Here is a 16,439-nt window from a genome sequence, read left to right as displayed (position 1 = left end):
CCACCATGAGGAGTCCCGTGACCACGACGCATCTCGACCCCGAGGAACTGCACCGGAACCCGGCCTTCACGCAGGGCGTGATCGCACCCGCCGCCCGGACGCTGTATGTCGGCGGCCAGCTCGGCACCGACAGCACCGGAGAACTGCTCGACGGCATCGAAGCGCAAACCGTCCAGGCGATGCGCAACGTACTGACCGTGCTGGCCGCCGCGAACACCGGTCCCGAGCACGTCGTCAAACTCACCATCTACCTGGTCGACGGAGTCGATGCCCAGGTGGGATACGGGGCGTCGCGATCGGTGTGGGGCGATCACCGCACCGCCATCACGGTCGTCTCCACCGCGGGACACGCCCGCCCCGGCGCACTCGTCGAAATCGACGCGATAGCGACAATCCCCGAATAGGACGGACGGCGAGTCGACGAGCCTGTGGCACCTGTCCGACGGCACCCGGTCCGGCCAGGGGCCGGTGGGCGACCGGCGTAGCTCCGGACGGTGTGCACCAGAACGGCTTCCCCGCCGACCCGCAACGGCTTTTCGCGCTCTTCCGAGGTTCGCCGGCGGTCGCAGCTCGTGTGTTCAGCGATGCCCGGCGTGATGGGCGCTGCTCTGGGACGCCACGATGCGAACCAGATCGCCGAGTGCGATCTCCACATCGGTGAGGTGCAGACCCCAGGTCGCGTCCGGGACGGGATACAGCTCGGGGCTGCCCGGTTCGGGAGTCGCCATCAGCGCCGTCGCGTCGTCGCCGCGCACGCACTGGAGCCGGTACTTCTCGGCGGGGACCAGCCACGGCGTCGGCGCGACGACGGCGGACGGCCCGTGGCGAAGCGCCACTTCGACGCCGAGCGGGCTGGGCACCGGATTGCTGCGGAGCACGGTCGCCGCGGTGCGAGATTCGTTGCGGCTCAACGAGGCCGGATTGGTGCAGGCGATCTCGTAGCCGGGGCCGTACGGTCGTGGCAGCGGCTCCGGGGTCATCGGGTTACGGCCGAATCGGCTGTCCGGCGGCGGGGTCGCGCCGAAGGTCTGCCAGGCGAGCACGCATCGCGTCTGCTCCTCGCTGCGGCACAGCGGCAGATACCGGAAGTCGCCGCCCACGTCACCGTGCTCGGGCACCACCACGTTGCCACCCAGCAGGATCGCCGACAGGATCCGGTCTCGTACCGCCTGCTGCGGTTCGATCTCCTCGCGGATCAGTTGGCGCAGCATGCGCGCGCCCTGCGAATGCCCGATCAGCACGACCGGCCGTCCGCTCTCGCGCTCCGCGAGGAACTGCCGCCATGCCCGCAGGACGTCTTCGTAGGCGATCCGCGACATCTGCGCGCGCTGCTCGGGGGTGTAGGTCCGCTCCGTCGCCAGCGCGGTCAGGGTCCGCTGCCGGTACACCGGCGCGAATACTCGACAGACCTGGGAGAATCGGGCCGCCTGCTGCTCGGCGACTGCCCGTACCTCCGGCGTCACGCCGGTATCGGAGTTGGGCGTCGGCTCCGATGACACGGTCGGATACACATAGAAGCAGTCCACCCCGGGATCCTCGGCAGGCGACGGGTCCTCGCGCACATCGGGTCGGCCCGCCTGGCGCACGGTCGTCGCCGTACTCCCCGCGCAGGGATCATCCACCCGATCCGGCCTGCACAACCACACGACACCGGCGTCGTCGACGGTGTCCGCCGCCGCGCTCACCGACGACCCCGCCGCCAGTCCGACTCCGCACACGACGGCCGCGACCGCCCGCTGCCACCGACTGTCCCGCATCCCGCACACCTCACTGCTTCCGCGCCCGACCACGAGCGCCGGTCCGCGACACCGCGACCGGTGTTTCGGCGCTCTCGTCGGCGTCAGCCTAGCGGCGATCGCGCGCGACGGGACCTCCGATCGCTCGGCACGGTTACCGCCGCCTCAGCGGTCTCGAGGGACGACTGCGCCGCCTCGGACTCCGGGCTCGTCTTTCATGAGCTGGGCGAGGCGGCGCGGTGCCGTGGGCGACGACGATCTGCTCGCCCGCGTGGTAGACGCCGGCGACGAATCCGGGCACATGGTTCGACGCGCAGAGGTCCGCGGCCTGTTCGATGACGGCGCACCGGTGGTTAGGCCCTTCGGCCTGTCGCGAGGCCTGGCCCGCGCGAGTGTTAGGGAGAATCATCATCAACATGGCGGGCGCGATCGCTCGGCGTCGAGGTCCTATTTGCTGCTCGAATCCGGCACTTCAGCGACTGATGGCTGGAAAGCCTTCCATTCCAGTGAGAATTATGACTAACATAGCTGCGGATCGAAGCGAAAGGATGCATCGACGCATGCTCAAGAGACTCGACCGGATACTCGGTTACGAGATGAAGGTCTCCGAGTTCCTCGGCACCCTCATCATCATCGGCGTTCCCTACGGGGTGGCGGGGGTGATCTGGACGCTCACCCATACCGGCCATCTTCGCGATATGCACGGCATCGACCTGGTGATGTCGTTCCTGGGATCCATCGTGTGCTGGCCGGTGCTCACCTTCTCGAATGTGTGCATGACCTGATGATGGCTGTGGTGTGGCTCATCGACGTTCTCGTGATCGTCGTGAAGATCCTCGGTGGGCGGACGGAGGTGAATCCGGTCCTGCGCGCCGGGATGTGGGTGGCTGTGCTCAGCCTCTTCCTGGCCGGCTGTGCGGTGCTCGTCGCACTGGTGGTGCTACTGCAGCGGTGGTTGGAGGGCCTCGCGTAGCGCGTCACCCGCCTGATCCATCCTGTAGGCGGTGAGGAAGGACAGATTACTTACCGTCTCGTGGCGGGCCGCTAGAGAGTGGGCACCTGCCTACGAATATGGCATATTTGCAGTTCATGCCAGTACTATTCGGCTGAACGTCGGGCCCGTGGAGACTCGGGCGGCGGTGGATCGTGTAAGAAATGGTCAATCACTTATCCCTTGTATGACGTCTGTGCGGTGTGCAACACTTCACACGCTCCGCGCCATCGAAGGGGCGGCCGCTGGTGCGGCGGACGAGAAATCGAAAGGAACGGCCACCAGTGACTGCCTCGCTGCGATCGCCAGCCGACAAGCAACCGCCACTGGAACCGGGCGAAATCGAGAAGTTGGTTGCCGGTGCTTCGGGATTGTGGCGACGCCACCCCCAGCGCTCGCTGGAAACGCTGGGCCGCCAAGTCACTCTGGGCCGCGAAGCGATTGTCCAACTGTTCGTTTCGCTGGTCCGGGGACGATTTCCCTATCAGGAGTTCATCAAGCAGTGCGCGTTCATGGCCGGGGTGTCGGCGGCGCCGACGGTGTTCGTGGCCATTCCGATCGCCGTCGTGGTCTCCATTCAGGTCGGCGCTCTGGTGAATCAAGTGGGCGCCACGACATTCATCGGCGCGGTGGCGGGATTGGGGATCATCCGCCAAGGCGCGCCATTGGTGTCGGCATTGATGGTCGCCGGTGCGGTCGGCTCGGCTATCTGTGCCGATCTGGGATCGCGCACCATCCGGGAAGAGATCGACGCGATGATGGTGATGGGGGTCGACCCGGTACGCCGTCTGGTCGCGCCCCGGCTCGCCGCGGCGGTACTGGTGAGCGTCTTGCTCTGCGGGTTCGTCGTCTTCGTCGGCTTCGCGACCGCCTACATGTTCAATGTGTATGCCCAATCCGGGACGCCGGGCTCGTTCATCAGCTCGTTCGCCTCCTTCGCGGTGGCCGACGATCTGATCATCGCCTTGGTGAAGGCCGCGATCTTCGGGGTGCTGACCGCGGTGATCGCCTGTGACATCGGTTTGCACGCGCACGGTGGCCCAGGCGGTGTCGCCAACGCGGTGAACTCGGCGGTGGTCAGCTCCGCTCTGATGCTGTTCGCCACCAACATCATTCTCACCCAGCTGTACAACACGTTGTTTCCGGCGAAGGTGGTGTGAGGATGGCGAGCACTTACATCCCCCCGGCGCTGAAACCGCTGCGCACCGTCGGACGAGCCGCTCTGGCGCCGGTGCACGCCAATCAACGCCTGGGGCACCAGGCCATCACGTTCTTCCAGGCGCTCGCCGCCATCCCATTCGTTCTGCGGCACTATCGCCGTGAGGTGACGCGGCTGACGGCCGATATCGGCTGGGGCAATGGCTCGCTCATCGTGGGCGGCGGCACGATCGGCGTCGTGGTCATCTTGTGCGCGTTCGGCGGAATCATCGTCGGCATGGAGTCGTTCACGGCGCTGAACCTCCTCACGATGTCGCCGCTCACCGGCGCGATCTCCGGTTTCGCCACCACCAGGGAACTCGCGCCGATTCTGGCGACCTTGGCTTTCGCGATTCAAGCGGGATGCAGATTCACCGCCCAACTCGGCTCCATGCGGATCTCCGAGGAAATCGATGCGCTGGAGTCCATCGCCATCCGCCCGCTTCCCTATCTGATCAGCACGCGCATGATCGCCTCCACCCTGACCATCATCCCGCTGTACAGCATCGGTCTCGCGACCGCCTATCTGACCACCAAGATCACGGTGCTGTTCCTGGGCGGAACGGCGGCCGGTACCTACGATCACTACTTCTTCCAGTTCCTGATCGGCACGGACGTCTTTTTCTCACTGCTCAAAGTGGTGGTGTTCGTGATGCTGTCGACGTTCATCCAGTGCTACTACGGCTATGTCGCCACCGGTGGCCCGGAAGGTGTCGGGGTCGCGGCCGGGCGTGCCATCAAAATGGTGATCGTCGTGATGGTGTTCGCCAATCTCTTCCTGACATTGACCATCTGGGGCATCGATCCCGGATTCCGGATCTCGGGGTAAGGCCGACAATGATTCTGGACCCCAGTGGCCGCGGACCGAGCGCCAAGCAGTTGACCCTCGCCGGGCTGGCGGTGCTGACCACGGTCGCGGTTCTGCTGTACTTGCTGGCGCTGCGCTACACCGGCTACTTCGAGGACAAGGTGCCGGTCACCATCGAGCTCACCAGCACCGGCGACGGCTTGCCGGGCCGGGCGGACGTCAAGTTCCGCGGCATGGTCGTGGGCCGGGTGGCCGCGGTGGACGTGGTGGCCCGGGGCGCCCGGCAGCAGGCGAGCGTGGATCTGAAGCCCGGTGTGGCCGAGACGATTCCGGTGAATGTGACCGCCCGGGTGATTCCGAACAATCTGTTCGGCGTCACGGCGATCGAACTCGTCGACAACGGGCCGGAACCGAAGACGCTGCGTGCCGGTGCGACCATTCCGGAGGACACCGGCAGCGAGACGGTGGCGTTGCAGACCACGTTGAACGTGCTGCGCAACGTGCTCGACAACATCCAGCCCGAGAAGCTGGGCCGCGTGCTGGCCACCCTCTCGGCGGCGCTGGATCCCTCGGCGCGGGTGCCCGGCTCGACGATAGAGCGCCTGGACAACTGGCTGACCGAGATCAGGGCGACTCCCGGCGTCGACGCACTGTTCGGGGATCTCGGGCGAGCGTCGATCGCGTTGAGCCAGTCGGCTCCCGAACTGGTCGGGGTGCTATCGGAATCGGTGACCACCGCGCGGACGCTGGCCGAACGGCGATCGAAACTCATCGACCTGCTGGCCACCGGAAACGCGACGGTCGATACGGTCAACGCGCTGTTCGCGCGTAATCCCGACGCGGGCAAGTTCCTCGTCTCCGGACTGGACGATCTGTTCGGTGGTCTGGCCAAGGATCCGGAAGCCATTCCCTACACCGCCGCGAACCTCAACGTGGCGCTGCAACGGCTCGCCACTACGTTCCACTTCGGCACGGCCAGACAGATGGTGTGGAAGATGGATGTCTCGTTCACGCCTTTCCAGCAGTACACGGCGAAGGACTGCCCCCACTACGGCGACCAGTACGGTCCCCGCTGCGGTGGAGCCACTGTTGCGGAGGTGGCGCCGGAGCAGAACTATCCGCCGCAATTGATACCGAAGTGGCTCGATGCGGCAGGGCCAGCACCGGTACCGGCCGCGCCCGCACCACTGGGTGCCATGGGGCTGGTGCTTCCGAGCCTGCCCGCGATTCCCGGTCTTCCCTTCATTCCGGGTCTGCCGTCCATCCCGGGTCTCTCGCCTGCGCCGAGTGCCGTCGCACCGACGGAGCCCGGCGCGCAGGATCCCGGCACTACCGCGAAGCCGATCGCCCTGCGCGGATCCGATGCCGTGGCGGCGATCATCGGAACGCGGCCGACCGTGGCGCAATATCTGCTGCTGAGTCCGGTGCTGGCAGGCGGATCGGTCACCGTAGCCGCCGACGACGAAGGGCCGGGTAAATGAAATCAGCCAAGGCCCTGGCGGGGTTCAGTGTGTTCGCGGTGGTCGCCGTAGCGCTCACCTTCACCATCTGGTCCACCTTGCAGCGGTCGGTCGACGGCGACACCCAACGCTATTCGGCGATCTTCTCCGATGTGCTGGGGCTGCGCGTCGGCGACGACGTACGCATGGCAGGCGTGCGGGTCGGCCGCGTGGACAAGATCGATTTCACCGACGGCTATCGTGCCCAGGTCGATTTCCGGATCGATGAACGCCAGCATCTGACCACCACGACCAAGGCGCTGGTGCGCTACCAGAACCTGATCGGGCAGCGCTATATCGCGCTGACGCCGGGCAGGGAAGCGGGCACCGTGGTCGCGCCGGGGACACGGATTCCCTTGGAGCGCACCGAGCCGTCGTTCGACGTGTCCGCGCTCCTGTCCGGATTCGAACCGCTGTTCAGCGTGCTGCAACCGGACCAGGTCAACTCTTTGTCCGAAACGTTGATCCAGGCCCTCCAGGGCAATAAGGTGTCGCTGGGCAACCTGATAGTGCAGGCATCCCAGCTCGCGGGCACCTTCGGACAGCGCGACAAGATCCTGGGGGAGGTGCTGGGCAATCTGAGCTCGGTGATCGGTGGTCTTGCCCATCGCAGTGGCGAGCTCGAGACCCTGCTCACGCAGGCCAGGGCGCTGGTGGAGGCGCTCTACTCGCAAGGAGAGAGCCTGAAGCACTCGGTCGACCGGGTAGCCGGCACGACCGATGCACTCACGGGGCTGATCATGCAGGTCAAGCCCGGCCTGGCGAAGGCGCAGAACGACGCCACAACGGGTGTCGCGTTGCTGCTGCTCAACGGCGCCTCGCTGGACCGCGCCGCGGTCGAACTGCCCGCCGTCCTCAACGGCGTCGCCCGCTTCACCCGCAACGGCGCCTACGGAAACGCCTACCTGTGCAGCCTGGACGTGTCCCTGTGGGGTGTGCTGTTGCCTCCCGGGCTGTTCTCCCAGGTGGGCGGCAACTCGCATTCGGAGGTGTGCCGATGATCAAAAGCATTCCGGCGCCGGGATTCCTGCGGAATCGATATCTGCGGCTCGGCTTGATCGCGGCGGTCACGGTGGCGGCGCTGCTGGTCGGATCGAGTGTCTTGACTCAGGCCCGGCTGGGAGACAAGACGATCCACGCCGAATTCGCCCAGGCTGCCGGTCTCCGTCCCGGCGCGACGGTCGACATCTCCGGAATAGAGGTCGGCCAGGTGCACTCCGTTCGCCTCGAGGGCACCAAGGTCCTGGTGGATCTGAAGGTCCGCCGCGATCTTCGCTTGGGGCCGGATGCGCGCGCGGCCATCAAGATGTCGACGATCCTCGGCCGGTTGCACGTGGACTTGGTGCCGGGCGATGGAAAAGGACTTCCGGGAGAGCGCATTCGGATCGAGAACACTTCGGTGCCCTACAACCTGAGCAAGGTCATCCAGGACCCGAAATACAAGAACTCGTTCGAGCGCATCGAGCGCATCGATCCGCAGAAGCTCCGTCAGGCGCTGGATCTGGTCGACCAGCAGATGGGGGATTCCCCGCAGCTGGCAGTGCAGGCGCTCGACAGTATCGGTGCGCTCGCCAAGGTCGTCACCGATCGCCGGGACGAGGTGGATTCCCTGCTGAAGAGCATGGACCAGGTGTCCCAGCTCGTCTCCGACAACCAGAACAGCGTGCTGCTGTTGCTGACCCGCGGAGAAGCGATCGGCAATGCCGTCCGGCAACGGCAGGATCTGCTGAGGCAATTGCTCGACAATGTCGCGGCCCTGTCGAGATTGCTGCAGCAGATGGGTCTGGAGAACAACGGACAGCTCGCGCCACTGATCCACGATCTGAACACCATGTCGGAGGGCCTGGAGAAGAACCGCGACAACCTGGACCGCCTCTACGAGAACATGCCCATCGCCCTGCGGCAGTTCAACAACGCCGTCGGCAACGGCCCATACGGCGACGTCTGGGCGCCATGGTTCTTCCCGGACAACTGGCTGTGTTTCGCTCGAGCCGTACAGGGGTGCAACTGATGAGAACACGACGATTCGCCCAGATCGGTGGGCTGATCGCAGCCGCGTTGGTCACCGCGAGTTGCGCGCTGGTACCGGACAGCCTGACCTCGCTGCCCAGGCAGTACGTCGGCGAGCACGTACGCATCAGCGCCGATTTCGAGAATGTCGCCGGCCTCTACGCGGGCAACGAGGTCGCCGTGCTGGGCGTTCCGGTCGGCCGGGTCGACACCGTGGCGGCCAAGGGCAGCTACGTCCAGGTCACCATGAGCTTGGAGAAGGGAACGAAGATCCCGGCCGATGCCATCGCCGCCCTGGTGTCGCCGCAGCTGATCACCAACCGCCATGTCGAGCTCGCGCCCGCCTACGGCGGCGACGGACCGATCCTGGCCGACGGTGCGCACATCCCGCTGGCCAGGACTCGCACACCGGTCGAGCTCGACCGCATCCTGCAGAACTTCGACCAGCTCGGCGCCGCCCTGAAGGGTGACAACGACAACGGCCCCATGGCCAGCCGGGTCCTGTTCCCGCTCCTGGACGGCAACGGCGACCGGCTGCGCGAGACACTGGACGCACTGTCGTCGGCCTTCGAGGTGACCTTCGCCAACAAGGACCAGATTTCGAACACCATCATCAAACTCAACGAGATCACCCAGATCATCGCCCAGAACGACCAGACCGTGCGCGATTTCAGCGGCCGCCTCACCGAGCTGGTGCAGCTGATGGGTGACCAGGCGCCCGGCCTGCAGGCGGTACTGCAGCAGCTGGACCAGTTCGTCACCAACACCGGAAGCCTGGTGGGCGAGAACTCCGATCAGCTCGCCGGCGCGCTGGAGCGATTCACGACGATCACCGAGCAGATGCGCGCCAACGCCCGCGGACTCACCGAGATCGTCGACATCGGACCACTGCTGTTCGAGAACCTGTCCAACTCCGTCAGCCGGGAGCATCAAGCGCTACGGCTGCACGCGCTGACCGACAAGGTCCTGCTCGACAACGAAGTCGTGTCGCAGTTCTGCGAACGGATCCAGATGCGCCTCGACGGCTGCCGTACCGGGAAGATCCAGGACTTCGGGCCCGACTTCGGTCTCACCGCAGCACTTCTGGGGATCACGAAATGATCGGTACGCATGGGCTTCGACGCACCGCGATGGCGGCCGCGCTGGTCGCGACGGTGAGCACCGCGACCGGCTGCACCGTGACGGTGTCCAATCTGCCGATGCCCAAACCCGGCATCGGAGCACCGGGCTACACGATTCGCGCGGCATTTCGTGATGCGCTGAACCTGCCCGATCACGCGCACGTCAAGATCGGTGGGACCGACATCGGAGTCGTCACCGCGATCAGCACGACCAACTTCATCGCGGAGGTGGAAATGCTGATCCGGGAGGATATCGAGCTCCCACGGGGCACCACCGCCGAACTGCGTCAGGCGACTCCGCTCGGAGACATCTTCGTAGCGATGACATTGCCCGCGGCGGCAGCGGACAGTGCGAATCTGCGCGCCGGTGACATCATCGGCACGGAGCACACCTCGGCTGCCGCGTCCGTCGAACAGCTGATGATGTCGGTCTCGATGCTCATCAACGGCGGCGGCATCAATCAGGCCGCGAAGATCACCTCCGAGATGGATTCGATGTTCGCCGGTCGCGCCACTCAGCTGGCGCACTTGATCAGCGAGATGACCGCCGTCATCGCCGCGCTGAACCAGCGAACCGGAGACATCGACAACACCCTGACCGGCCTCAACGTGCTGACCGGGGAATTGGCCGGACGGAAAGCCGAACTGGGCGCCGCCGCCGACACGTTTCCGGCGTTGTTGGCGCTGTTCGCCGAGAACAACCAGTCCATCGTCGACCTGCTCGACAAAGTGTCGACGACGATGACCGCGCTCGGCGATTTCACCGAGACCACCGGGCCCCAAGCCGTCAGCCTCTTCGACAGCATCCAGCGATTGATGTCGGGCTTCACCCAGATGGGTGACGACCTGGGGGGAACGCTGGACGGCCTGCACACCCTGTACCCGTCGTTGATGGCGAGCCTGGACGGCCCCGCCTTGGCTGTCGCCGCGACGGTTTCCTACCTCAGTGTCGGCGCCTTGACCGATCCCAGTGGCAGTAGGTTGCCCGAGCTCGGCGACGTGCCCGCGTTTCTCGGCAGCCTGGCGCAAGTCATCGAGAAGGTGATCGGGCGGGTCACCAGTCCTCCGCAACAGCCGCAGCGAGGAGGAGATCGATGAATCCTCCCTTGTGGCAATGGCTCGTACGGCACCGCGTCGCACTCGCCAACCTGGGATTGGTCGTGGTGCTGGTTCTCGGCGCGGCGTATCTCGGCGCGGAAGTCCTGCGGATCAATCCGCTGTCGAGCAACTACTCGGTGACGGTGGAGCTCCAATCGTCGGGCGGATTGTCGGCGGGCAACGACGTCACCTTCCGCGGCACCAGGGTGGGAAGGGTCCGCGAGGTGAAAGTCGCGGGCAGCGGCATCGCGGCCGTCGCCGAGATCGACTCCTCGGCGAAGATCCCGGTGGGCGGCACGGTCGCCGTCGGCCGATTGTCGGCGGCGGGCGAGCAGTACCTGGACTTCCGCCCGGACTCCGATACCGGTCCCTACCTCACCGACGGGGCGTTGGTGGAACGCTCCCAGACCACCGTCCCGGTAACGGTGCAGTCGGTGCTCACCAACCTCAGCGGCTTCATCGCGGGCATGAACCCGGACCGGCTGAATGTCATCGTCGACGAACTCGACAAGGCCCTGGCGGGCGGTCCCGACCAGTTGCGGAACATGGTGTCGGGCATCAGCCGTGCCATGGCCGGACTGACCGATCTGCTGCCGCAGACACGGCAGTTGATCGAGAACCTCGAGGTGATCGCGGAGACGACCTCGCATGCGCAGCCGGACCTCGCGACGCTCACTCGCGCGGGAGGTGTGCTGTTCGAGCAGCTGACCGCGGCGGACCAGGAAGTGCGTCACCTCCTGGACGAAGGGCCGGTTCAGCTCCGTACCCTCGGCGGTTTCGTCTCCCGCACCCAGGACCCCCTCACCGATCTGGTCACGAACTTCGTCGCGATCACCAGGGCCGCCAAGCTGCGCGCACCGGCCATCTCGGCCCTGTTCCCGGCGCTACGGGTCGGGTCGGAGGCACTGGGCATACCCGCCCATGACAACGCCTTCTACACACTGGTCGACATCTGGCCGCGCCCCACATGCGAGTACGACACCATTCCCGTCGTGCCCACGGACAAGATGACCGATACCCGGATCCCGCTCTACAACTACTGCGTCACCAGCGATCCCGCCCTGCAGGTACGCGGTTCGGCGAATGCGCCACGTCCCGACATCCCGGACAACGGTTCGACCCGACCGCCGGGCGTCACCGGCGACGAGCTGTCGCGCCCGGTCCCCGGCAACTAGGAGATTCCGATGAACAGTGAAGACGTCGAGCCGATCGCCGAAGCCGAGTCGCCCGCGACTCGAGCGGAGGAGCGCGCTGTCGAGCCGGTGAAAGCCGGCTCCGGGGACACGACCGCTGAGCGGGTGGACGGCGGCGCGGAATCCGATGCGGGCACCGCGGCATCCGCCGGTCGTCGGAATCGACTGCGCGGCTTTTCGCTCGGGCGTCCCGGGCCGATCGCGCTGCGCTCGGCTGCCGCGATCCTCGTGGGCGTGTCGGTGGCCTGCGCCGGCTATTGGTACGTCCAGAACGACAACAGCAAGGATCTGCTGGCGGCGCAGGAGGACGCGCGCGCCGCGGCCTGCCGCTATGCGCCCATCCTGGCGAACTACGACTCGAAGAACCTCGACGCCTACTTCACCGCTGTCGGTGACGGCGCCACCGGTGACTGGAAGAAACAATTCGAGTCCACCAGCGCCGAACTGCGTGAGGTGCTCGGCCAAGGCCAGGTCACCTCGGCCACGCGCGACGTACAGTGCGCGATCCGCGCCGGTGACGAGCGCTCCGCGGAAGCGATCGTGGTGATCGGCCAGACCATCACCAGTCTCGGCACCAAGGGCAAGCCCGCGCCGGGACAGCTCTCGATGGTGATGCGCCTGGAGAAGGTCGGTGACCGGTGGTTGGTGAACAAGGTCAACTCGCCGTTGGCCCTGCCGCCGCAGCCCTGACCGCGTCCGCCGGGCTCGCGTGGAACCCGGCTCGGCGATGCGACGCAGATGAAGACCGGATCGCCCCCCGATAGCGCTTTAACAAACAACAATCAGAAACATAAGTTCGGGAACTTCCCGTAAGAGTCCACCTCAGCGAGCATTTTGTCCTTGATCATCGCTGTGAAATAGGTAGAATTATCAGTAACATAAATGTAAGGTTCGGTGTTCGGCTGGGTCGGTGCGACTGATTCGCCTGGTCGCGCGACGTGTGAACGCAGATGGAAGGACATCCCGATGACCGCAGTGGCTCATCAATCCGATCGCGACCACGGTGTGCCGCTGACCAAGGATCACACCCGGATCGGTATCAGCGTCACGCATCAACCGTTCACCAAGCGGCCGCTCGAGCTCACCGACGCTTTGGACTTCTGGTCCTTCGCCGGCGCCGCGGCGAACGTCGTCATGCAGATGGCTCGGCCGGGGGTGGGTTACGGTGTGGCCGAAAGCAAAGTGGAATCCGGATCGCTGATGAAGCATCCGTGGAAACGCGCGCGTACGACGACGCAATATCTCGCGGTCGCCATCCTCGGCACCGAGGAAGAGCGTAAGGCCTATCGCGAAGCGGTGAATGTGGCGCATCGGCAAGTGCATTCGGCTCCGGGGGCGCCGGTGAAGTACAACGCCTTCGACCGCAACCTCCAATTGTGGGTGGCCGCTTGTCTTTACATCGGCTTCGAGGACACCTACCAGTTGTTGCACGGAAGAATGAACGACGAGCAGGCCGAAGCGTTCTATGCCTCGTCCTCCACCCTGGGCACCACCCTGCAGGTGACCGAGGACATGTGGCCCGCCACCCGAGCCGAATTCGACGAATATTGGAACACCGCGTGCGAGCAAGTCGCGCTGGACGACTACGTCCGGGACTACCTCGGGAACTTGCTCGAGCTGCGCATGATCCACTGGTATCTTCGGCTGCCTTTCCGCAACCTGCTCCGGTTTCTCACCATCGGATTTCTGGCCCCGATCTTCCGGGAACAACTGCGGGTGGAATGGACCGCCGCCGACCAGCGGCGCTTCGAGAACTTGTTCGTGTTCGTCTCCTTCGTCAACCGCTTCATTCCGCGCTTCCTCCGCCATGGCGGATCGCACGGTCTGATGGTCGACCTGCGACGGCGCATCCGCAAGCAGAAGAACCTCATCTGAGGTCATGTGGCTAAACCATTCGGCCGCTGCTGGACTCGGATTTGGCGATATCGCGCGCTACCCGGTACATTTGTGGGGTCAAGCTACCGAGCGATCGGTGGATAGGCACGAATACCCCCGAGCGAGCCCCGAACCGATGCAGACCGGTGCGGGGCTCGGTTGGTTCGCGCGGTCTCAGGGCAATTCGGACCGGCGCGCGCTTTCATATCGGCCTGCTCCGGTACCGCTGTCGAGGTCGAACAAATCAGTCCGGCGGTTCTCGCGCCTCATCGGTGGTCAGTTCCGGGGCTACCTCCCGGGTCGCCATTCCACCGTGGCGGTCCTGATCGGTCGGACCGGGCCTGCCTCCTTTGGGCTCGCCGCTGTCCTGGTCGTCCTTGTCTTTCTCGCGTGCCATGACAAACCCCTTTCCATGTTGCTTCGATCTACCCGTCCCGGTTCACGTCAATCGGGGCGCGGTGGTTACGACCGGCGCGATCACGTCGACGGTGGTCCTGGATCGGGCGTGCGTGCGTGCACGGTGAGCAGCACGTGGTCGAAGCGGGTACGCGTCTGCATCTCGGCGCCACCGAATTCGATCAGCGCGCCAACCAGTTGCTCGGCCACAACGCGCAATTTCGTATTCGTCTCCTGCGAACGCCAGGTCAGCACGCGAAACGCCTGATCGGCCGATATCCCGTACACCAGCATCAAGGCGCCCTTGGCCTGCTCGATCACTTCGCGGGAGGCCACCATTTCCGGCAGGGTCCCGTCGATGACTTCCTGGCGTTCCTCGTCGACGGTGTCGGTGACATCGATATAGAACCCCGCCGTGCCGACCACCGCGCCGCCGGAATCACGCATCTGATCTCCCACCACCAGCACGTGGTGCACGATTCCCGCGGTATCGATGATGCGGTGGCGGCCGCTGAACGGCAGCCCGGTTCGCACCGCTGTCGCGAGGGTGTCGGCGACCTCGGCTCGATCGTCGGGATGTTTGTGGGCCAAGAGCAATTCCGTGGTCGGCGTCACCTCACCCGGCGCGTAACCATGCAGGGCCGCGACCTCGTCCGACCATGCCCAGCGTTGGTCGGCGAACCAGAATTGGAAACTGCCCGTTCTCTTCGAGATCGGGACCGTCGGCGCCGGTCCCGATGGCGCGTTGTTCGTCACCGAACCAGTTTTCCCCCGGGCGGAATCGGTATGCGCCACCACCGGCACGGCAGCGCGTGAACCGCCTCACGAGGCACACTCGCGCGTCGATCACGCTCATCCGGCATGGTGCTCGTCGCGGAATCAATGTGGAGCCGTGCGGATTCGATCGCGGTGGAGGGTACGTTGGGGCGCCGATGAACGCCGGTGTGAGGATCATCGCGACAAGGCGCGCCATCGCGAGTAGCTTCAGCGCCGGTAACGCGGGTATCCGCCGCTCTGTGGCGCTGCATGCTCGCGGCGGGTGTCGTGTCGGTGGCGGCGCTGAGCAGGGCGTTCGCGGCGGATTACCTACGCGCCCTGGTGAGTTTGCCCACCGCGCTCGTGGTGGTGGTGTTCCTCACCGCGTTGGCGTTGCTCAACGTCTCCGGGATCAAAGAGTCGCTGGGCGCCAACGTGGCCGCGACGCTGGTCGAACTCGGCGGGCTCGTGCTGGTCATCGGGCTCGGCGCGTGGGTGATCGTTCGGGGGGACGCCGATCCGGGCCGGCTCACCGAGGTGGGGACAGCGGAGCAGGGCGTTGTCGGCGCGACTCTCGCGGGCGCCGTCCTGGCCTTCTACTCGTTCGCCGGGTTCGAGACCTCGGTGAATCTGGCGGAGGAAGTCGCCGACCCGCGCAGGTCCTATCCGCGCGCGCTCTTCGGCGCGTTGCTCACCGCCGGTGGCGTGTACTTGCTGATCGGGGTGGTGGCCGGTGCGGCGGTACCCACCGACCGGCTGGCGAACTCGAGTGGTCCGCTCCTCGAGGTGGTGCGCCTGGCCGGAGGTATGCCGGACAAGGTGTTCGCGGTGGTCGCCTTGGTGGCCGTGGCGAACGGCGCCCTGCTGACCGGCATCATGTCCTCGCGCCTTGCCTACGGCAGGCTCGCGAGGGCCCGCTTCCGTGAACGCGATCCGGGCCCGCCGGTCCGAACCGGACGGTCGTGACCGCCTTCCCGGCCGGGCGCGGAGCATGACGCCGCGCGACGACACGACCATGTCCTTGCACGCACCATGAGCCTGGTGGTACACAAAATCTATGATTGCCTGAGTAGATTTTCTGACGGTCACCCCCGGTGGCCTGGCGTCGGGCCTGGACGCCATCGCCGCGGCGCCACGGCGCCGATCGCAATACGGAGATCGGATCGGAAATTCCCCACTCGCACCTGTCCCGGAGGTTCCCACGCATGACCTATGCAGCGCACGGCGGCTCCTCGCTCGGCAGCGGAGTCCACGGATACACCCCATGGCGAGACAACGCACTCCCGGCGGCGCATCGCGTCCTCGCCGTACCGAACCGTCCCAGCGAATGGCAGCCGGGGATGCTGTGGTGGGATGCGAGCGCAGTGCTGGTGACCTACCCGCGACCGGAGGCATCGCGACACTGGAATACCGTGCCACACCTGGTGTTACCGGTCGACCACGGGCGTCTGGCGTTCCGGATCTCCTCGCATTCGAGTGAGGCCCGGCACCTGGCACGCGACCGCCGGGTCATCGTGCAGGCGGGGGACTGGCACGGCGAGCCGGCTCTCGGGTCGCGCCAGCACCAAGGCATGGCCGAATTGCTCCGGACCGGACCGCTGTTCGAGCAGGTGCGGACCGGCATGGACACCAAATACGGAAGACGTGTCGGCTTGGCGCGCCTCGCGCACAGACTGGCCATGGGCGCGGCTCCCTACGGAGACATCGTCGTCGTGGTCACGCTGCGCGAGAACCGGCTCCCCGGTCTGTGACCGCGCCC

Annotated in this window: 19 protein-coding genes; 16 read left to right on the top strand and 3 right to left on the bottom strand. The window is 65.8% G+C overall.

The genetic code is table 11. From position 1 onward, the window contains the following. Positions 1-5: 5 nt before the first annotated feature. A complete protein-coding gene (locus NA8_RS35215) occupies positions 6-404 on the top strand; it encodes a RidA family protein (RefSeq protein WP_084466939.1) in 399 nt (132 codons plus the stop codon). A 174-nt stretch (positions 405-578) separates the two neighbouring features. Here NA8_RS35215 and NA8_RS19725 read toward each other — a convergent pair whose 3' ends face one another. Continuing rightward, entirely contained in the window at positions 579-1,757 is a 1,179-nt protein-coding gene (locus NA8_RS19725) for a DUF3089 domain-containing protein (protein WP_063051845.1), read from the bottom strand. 223 nt (positions 1,758-1,980) lie between these two features. Between NA8_RS19725 and NA8_RS33865 the strand changes: the two genes are divergently transcribed. The 13 genes from NA8_RS33865 to NA8_RS19665 all read left to right on the top strand — a co-directional run bounded on the left by NA8_RS33865 (position 1,981) and on the right by NA8_RS19665 (position 13,528). Then, positions 1,981-2,259, top strand: coding sequence for a hypothetical protein (locus tag NA8_RS33865; protein WP_157106794.1), 279 nt, complete (start codon positions 1,981-1,983; stop codon positions 2,257-2,259). Positions 2,260-2,296: 37 nt separating this feature from the next. Next, a complete protein-coding gene (locus tag NA8_RS19720) occupies positions 2,297-2,521 on the top strand; it encodes a hypothetical protein (RefSeq protein WP_040867268.1) in 225 nt (74 codons plus the stop codon). After that, positions 2,521-2,709 carry a hypothetical protein gene (locus tag NA8_RS19715; RefSeq protein WP_063051844.1) on the top strand — a complete coding sequence of 63 codons (189 nt, stop codon included), beginning with the start codon at positions 2,521-2,523 and terminating at the stop codon, positions 2,707-2,709. The genes NA8_RS19720 and NA8_RS19715 overlap by 1 nt, the downstream gene beginning before the upstream one ends. 344 nt (positions 2,710-3,053) lie before the next feature. Continuing rightward, positions 3,054-3,887, top strand: coding sequence for an MlaE family ABC transporter permease (locus NA8_RS19710; RefSeq protein ID WP_040867357.1), 834 nt, complete (start codon positions 3,054-3,056; stop codon positions 3,885-3,887). 2 nt (positions 3,888-3,889) lie between these two features. Next, complete coding sequence (locus NA8_RS19705; protein WP_063051843.1) at positions 3,890-4,753, top strand: ABC transporter permease; 864 nt, start codon at positions 3,890-3,892, stop codon at positions 4,751-4,753. Positions 4,754-4,761: 8 nt separating this feature from the next. Further along, the gene (locus NA8_RS19700) at positions 4,762-6,213 is read left to right on the top strand and encodes an MlaD family protein (protein ID WP_063051842.1); all 1,452 of its coding nucleotides are present in this window, start codon (positions 4,762-4,764) and stop codon (positions 6,211-6,213) included. Further along, the gene (locus NA8_RS19695; RefSeq protein WP_063051841.1) at positions 6,210-7,232 is read left to right on the top strand and encodes an MlaD family protein; all 1,023 of its coding nucleotides are present in this window, start codon (positions 6,210-6,212) and stop codon (positions 7,230-7,232) included. Before NA8_RS19700 ends, NA8_RS19695 begins: the two co-directional genes overlap by 4 nt. Further along, positions 7,229-8,242: an MlaD family protein gene (locus tag NA8_RS19690; protein WP_063051912.1), complete on the top strand. Its 1,014-nt coding sequence runs from the start codon at positions 7,229-7,231 to the stop codon at positions 8,240-8,242. Before NA8_RS19695 ends, NA8_RS19690 begins: the two co-directional genes overlap by 4 nt. Continuing rightward, positions 8,242-9,342, top strand: a complete 1,101-nt coding sequence (locus tag NA8_RS19685; protein WP_063051840.1) for an MCE family protein — start codon at positions 8,242-8,244, stop codon at positions 9,340-9,342. The genes NA8_RS19690 and NA8_RS19685 overlap by 1 nt, the downstream gene beginning before the upstream one ends. Continuing rightward, positions 9,339-10,460: an MCE family protein gene (locus tag NA8_RS19680; protein ID WP_063051839.1), complete on the top strand. Its 1,122-nt coding sequence runs from the start codon at positions 9,339-9,341 to the stop codon at positions 10,458-10,460. The genes NA8_RS19685 and NA8_RS19680 overlap by 4 nt, the downstream gene beginning before the upstream one ends. Further along, on the top strand, positions 10,457-11,635 hold the full coding sequence (locus NA8_RS19675) for an MCE family protein (protein ID WP_063051838.1): 1,179 nt from the start codon (positions 10,457-10,459) through the stop codon (positions 11,633-11,635). The genes NA8_RS19680 and NA8_RS19675 overlap by 4 nt, the downstream gene beginning before the upstream one ends. A gap of 9 nt (positions 11,636-11,644) precedes the next feature. Further along, positions 11,645-12,343 carry a hypothetical protein gene (locus NA8_RS19670; protein WP_063051837.1) on the top strand — a complete coding sequence of 233 codons (699 nt, stop codon included), beginning with the start codon at positions 11,645-11,647 and terminating at the stop codon, positions 12,341-12,343. Between the two features lie 276 nt (positions 12,344-12,619). Continuing rightward, the gene (locus NA8_RS19665; protein ID WP_063051836.1) at positions 12,620-13,528 is read left to right on the top strand and encodes an oxygenase MpaB family protein; all 909 of its coding nucleotides are present in this window, start codon (positions 12,620-12,622) and stop codon (positions 13,526-13,528) included. Between the two features lie 244 nt (positions 13,529-13,772). Here NA8_RS19665 and NA8_RS34405 read toward each other — a convergent pair whose 3' ends face one another. Both NA8_RS34405 and NA8_RS19660 read right to left on the bottom strand, forming a co-directional pair. Next, on the bottom strand, positions 13,773-13,925 hold the full coding sequence (locus NA8_RS34405) for a hypothetical protein (protein WP_169810527.1): 153 nt from the start codon (positions 13,923-13,925) through the stop codon (positions 13,773-13,775). An 80-nt stretch (positions 13,926-14,005) separates the two neighbouring features. Next, positions 14,006-14,680 (bottom strand): PAS and ANTAR domain-containing protein, encoded by a 675-nt coding sequence (locus tag NA8_RS19660; protein WP_063051835.1) that lies wholly within the window; start codon positions 14,678-14,680, stop codon positions 14,006-14,008. A gap of 270 nt (positions 14,681-14,950) precedes the next feature. On the opposite strand from NA8_RS19660, the gene NA8_RS19655 reads away from it, so the two are divergent. Next, entirely contained in the window at positions 14,951-15,646 is a 696-nt protein-coding gene (locus tag NA8_RS19655; RefSeq protein WP_245663914.1) for an APC family permease, read from the top strand. 239 nt (positions 15,647-15,885) lie between these two features. Continuing rightward, positions 15,886-16,431, top strand: coding sequence for a hypothetical protein (locus NA8_RS19650; RefSeq protein ID WP_157106793.1), 546 nt, complete (start codon positions 15,886-15,888; stop codon positions 16,429-16,431). The last annotated feature ends 8 nt before the right edge of the window (positions 16,432-16,439 follow it).

Source organism: Nocardia arthritidis NBRC 100137 (assembly GCF_001612765.1).
Lineage (GTDB): Bacteria > Actinomycetota > Actinomycetes > Mycobacteriales > Mycobacteriaceae > Nocardia > Nocardia arthritidis.
Note: the sequence above shows the minus strand (reverse complement) of the source record. Positions and strands in the feature narration are given on the sequence as shown.

Excerpts from the sequence above, each read along its gene's own strand:
- NA8_RS19670 (WP_063051837.1), top strand. The coding sequence starts at position 11,645 with ATGAACAGTGAAGACGTCGAGCCGATCGCCGAAGCCGAGTCGCCCGCG.
- NA8_RS19655 (WP_245663914.1), top strand. The coding sequence starts at position 14,951 with ATGCTCGCGGCGGGTGTCGTGTCGGTGGCGGCGCTGAGCAGGGCGTTC.
- NA8_RS19680 (WP_063051839.1), top strand. The coding sequence starts at position 9,339 with ATGATCGGTACGCATGGGCTTCGACGCACCGCGATGGCGGCCGCGCTG.
- NA8_RS19685 (WP_063051840.1), top strand. The coding sequence starts at position 8,242 with ATGAGAACACGACGATTCGCCCAGATCGGTGGGCTGATCGCAGCCGCG.
- NA8_RS19720 (WP_040867268.1), top strand. The coding sequence starts at position 2,297 with ATGCTCAAGAGACTCGACCGGATACTCGGTTACGAGATGAAGGTCTCC.
- NA8_RS19690 (WP_063051912.1), top strand. The coding sequence starts at position 7,229 with ATGATCAAAAGCATTCCGGCGCCGGGATTCCTGCGGAATCGATATCTG.
- NA8_RS19665 (WP_063051836.1), top strand. The coding sequence starts at position 12,620 with ATGACCGCAGTGGCTCATCAATCCGATCGCGACCACGGTGTGCCGCTG.
- NA8_RS19725 (WP_063051845.1), bottom strand. The coding sequence starts at position 1,757 with ATGCGGGACAGTCGGTGGCAGCGGGCGGTCGCGGCCGTCGTGTGCGGA.
- NA8_RS19675 (WP_063051838.1), top strand. The coding sequence starts at position 10,457 with ATGAATCCTCCCTTGTGGCAATGGCTCGTACGGCACCGCGTCGCACTC.
- NA8_RS19700 (WP_063051842.1), top strand. The coding sequence starts at position 4,762 with ATGATTCTGGACCCCAGTGGCCGCGGACCGAGCGCCAAGCAGTTGACC.
- NA8_RS19715 (WP_063051844.1), top strand. The coding sequence starts at position 2,521 with ATGATGGCTGTGGTGTGGCTCATCGACGTTCTCGTGATCGTCGTGAAG.
- NA8_RS19705 (WP_063051843.1), top strand. The coding sequence starts at position 3,890 with ATGGCGAGCACTTACATCCCCCCGGCGCTGAAACCGCTGCGCACCGTC.
- NA8_RS34405 (WP_169810527.1), bottom strand. The coding sequence starts at position 13,925 with ATGGCACGCGAGAAAGACAAGGACGACCAGGACAGCGGCGAGCCCAAA.
- NA8_RS19695 (WP_063051841.1), top strand. The coding sequence starts at position 6,210 with ATGAAATCAGCCAAGGCCCTGGCGGGGTTCAGTGTGTTCGCGGTGGTC.
- NA8_RS19650 (WP_157106793.1), top strand. The coding sequence starts at position 15,886 with ATGACCTATGCAGCGCACGGCGGCTCCTCGCTCGGCAGCGGAGTCCAC.
- NA8_RS35215 (WP_084466939.1), top strand. The coding sequence starts at position 6 with ATGAGGAGTCCCGTGACCACGACGCATCTCGACCCCGAGGAACTGCAC.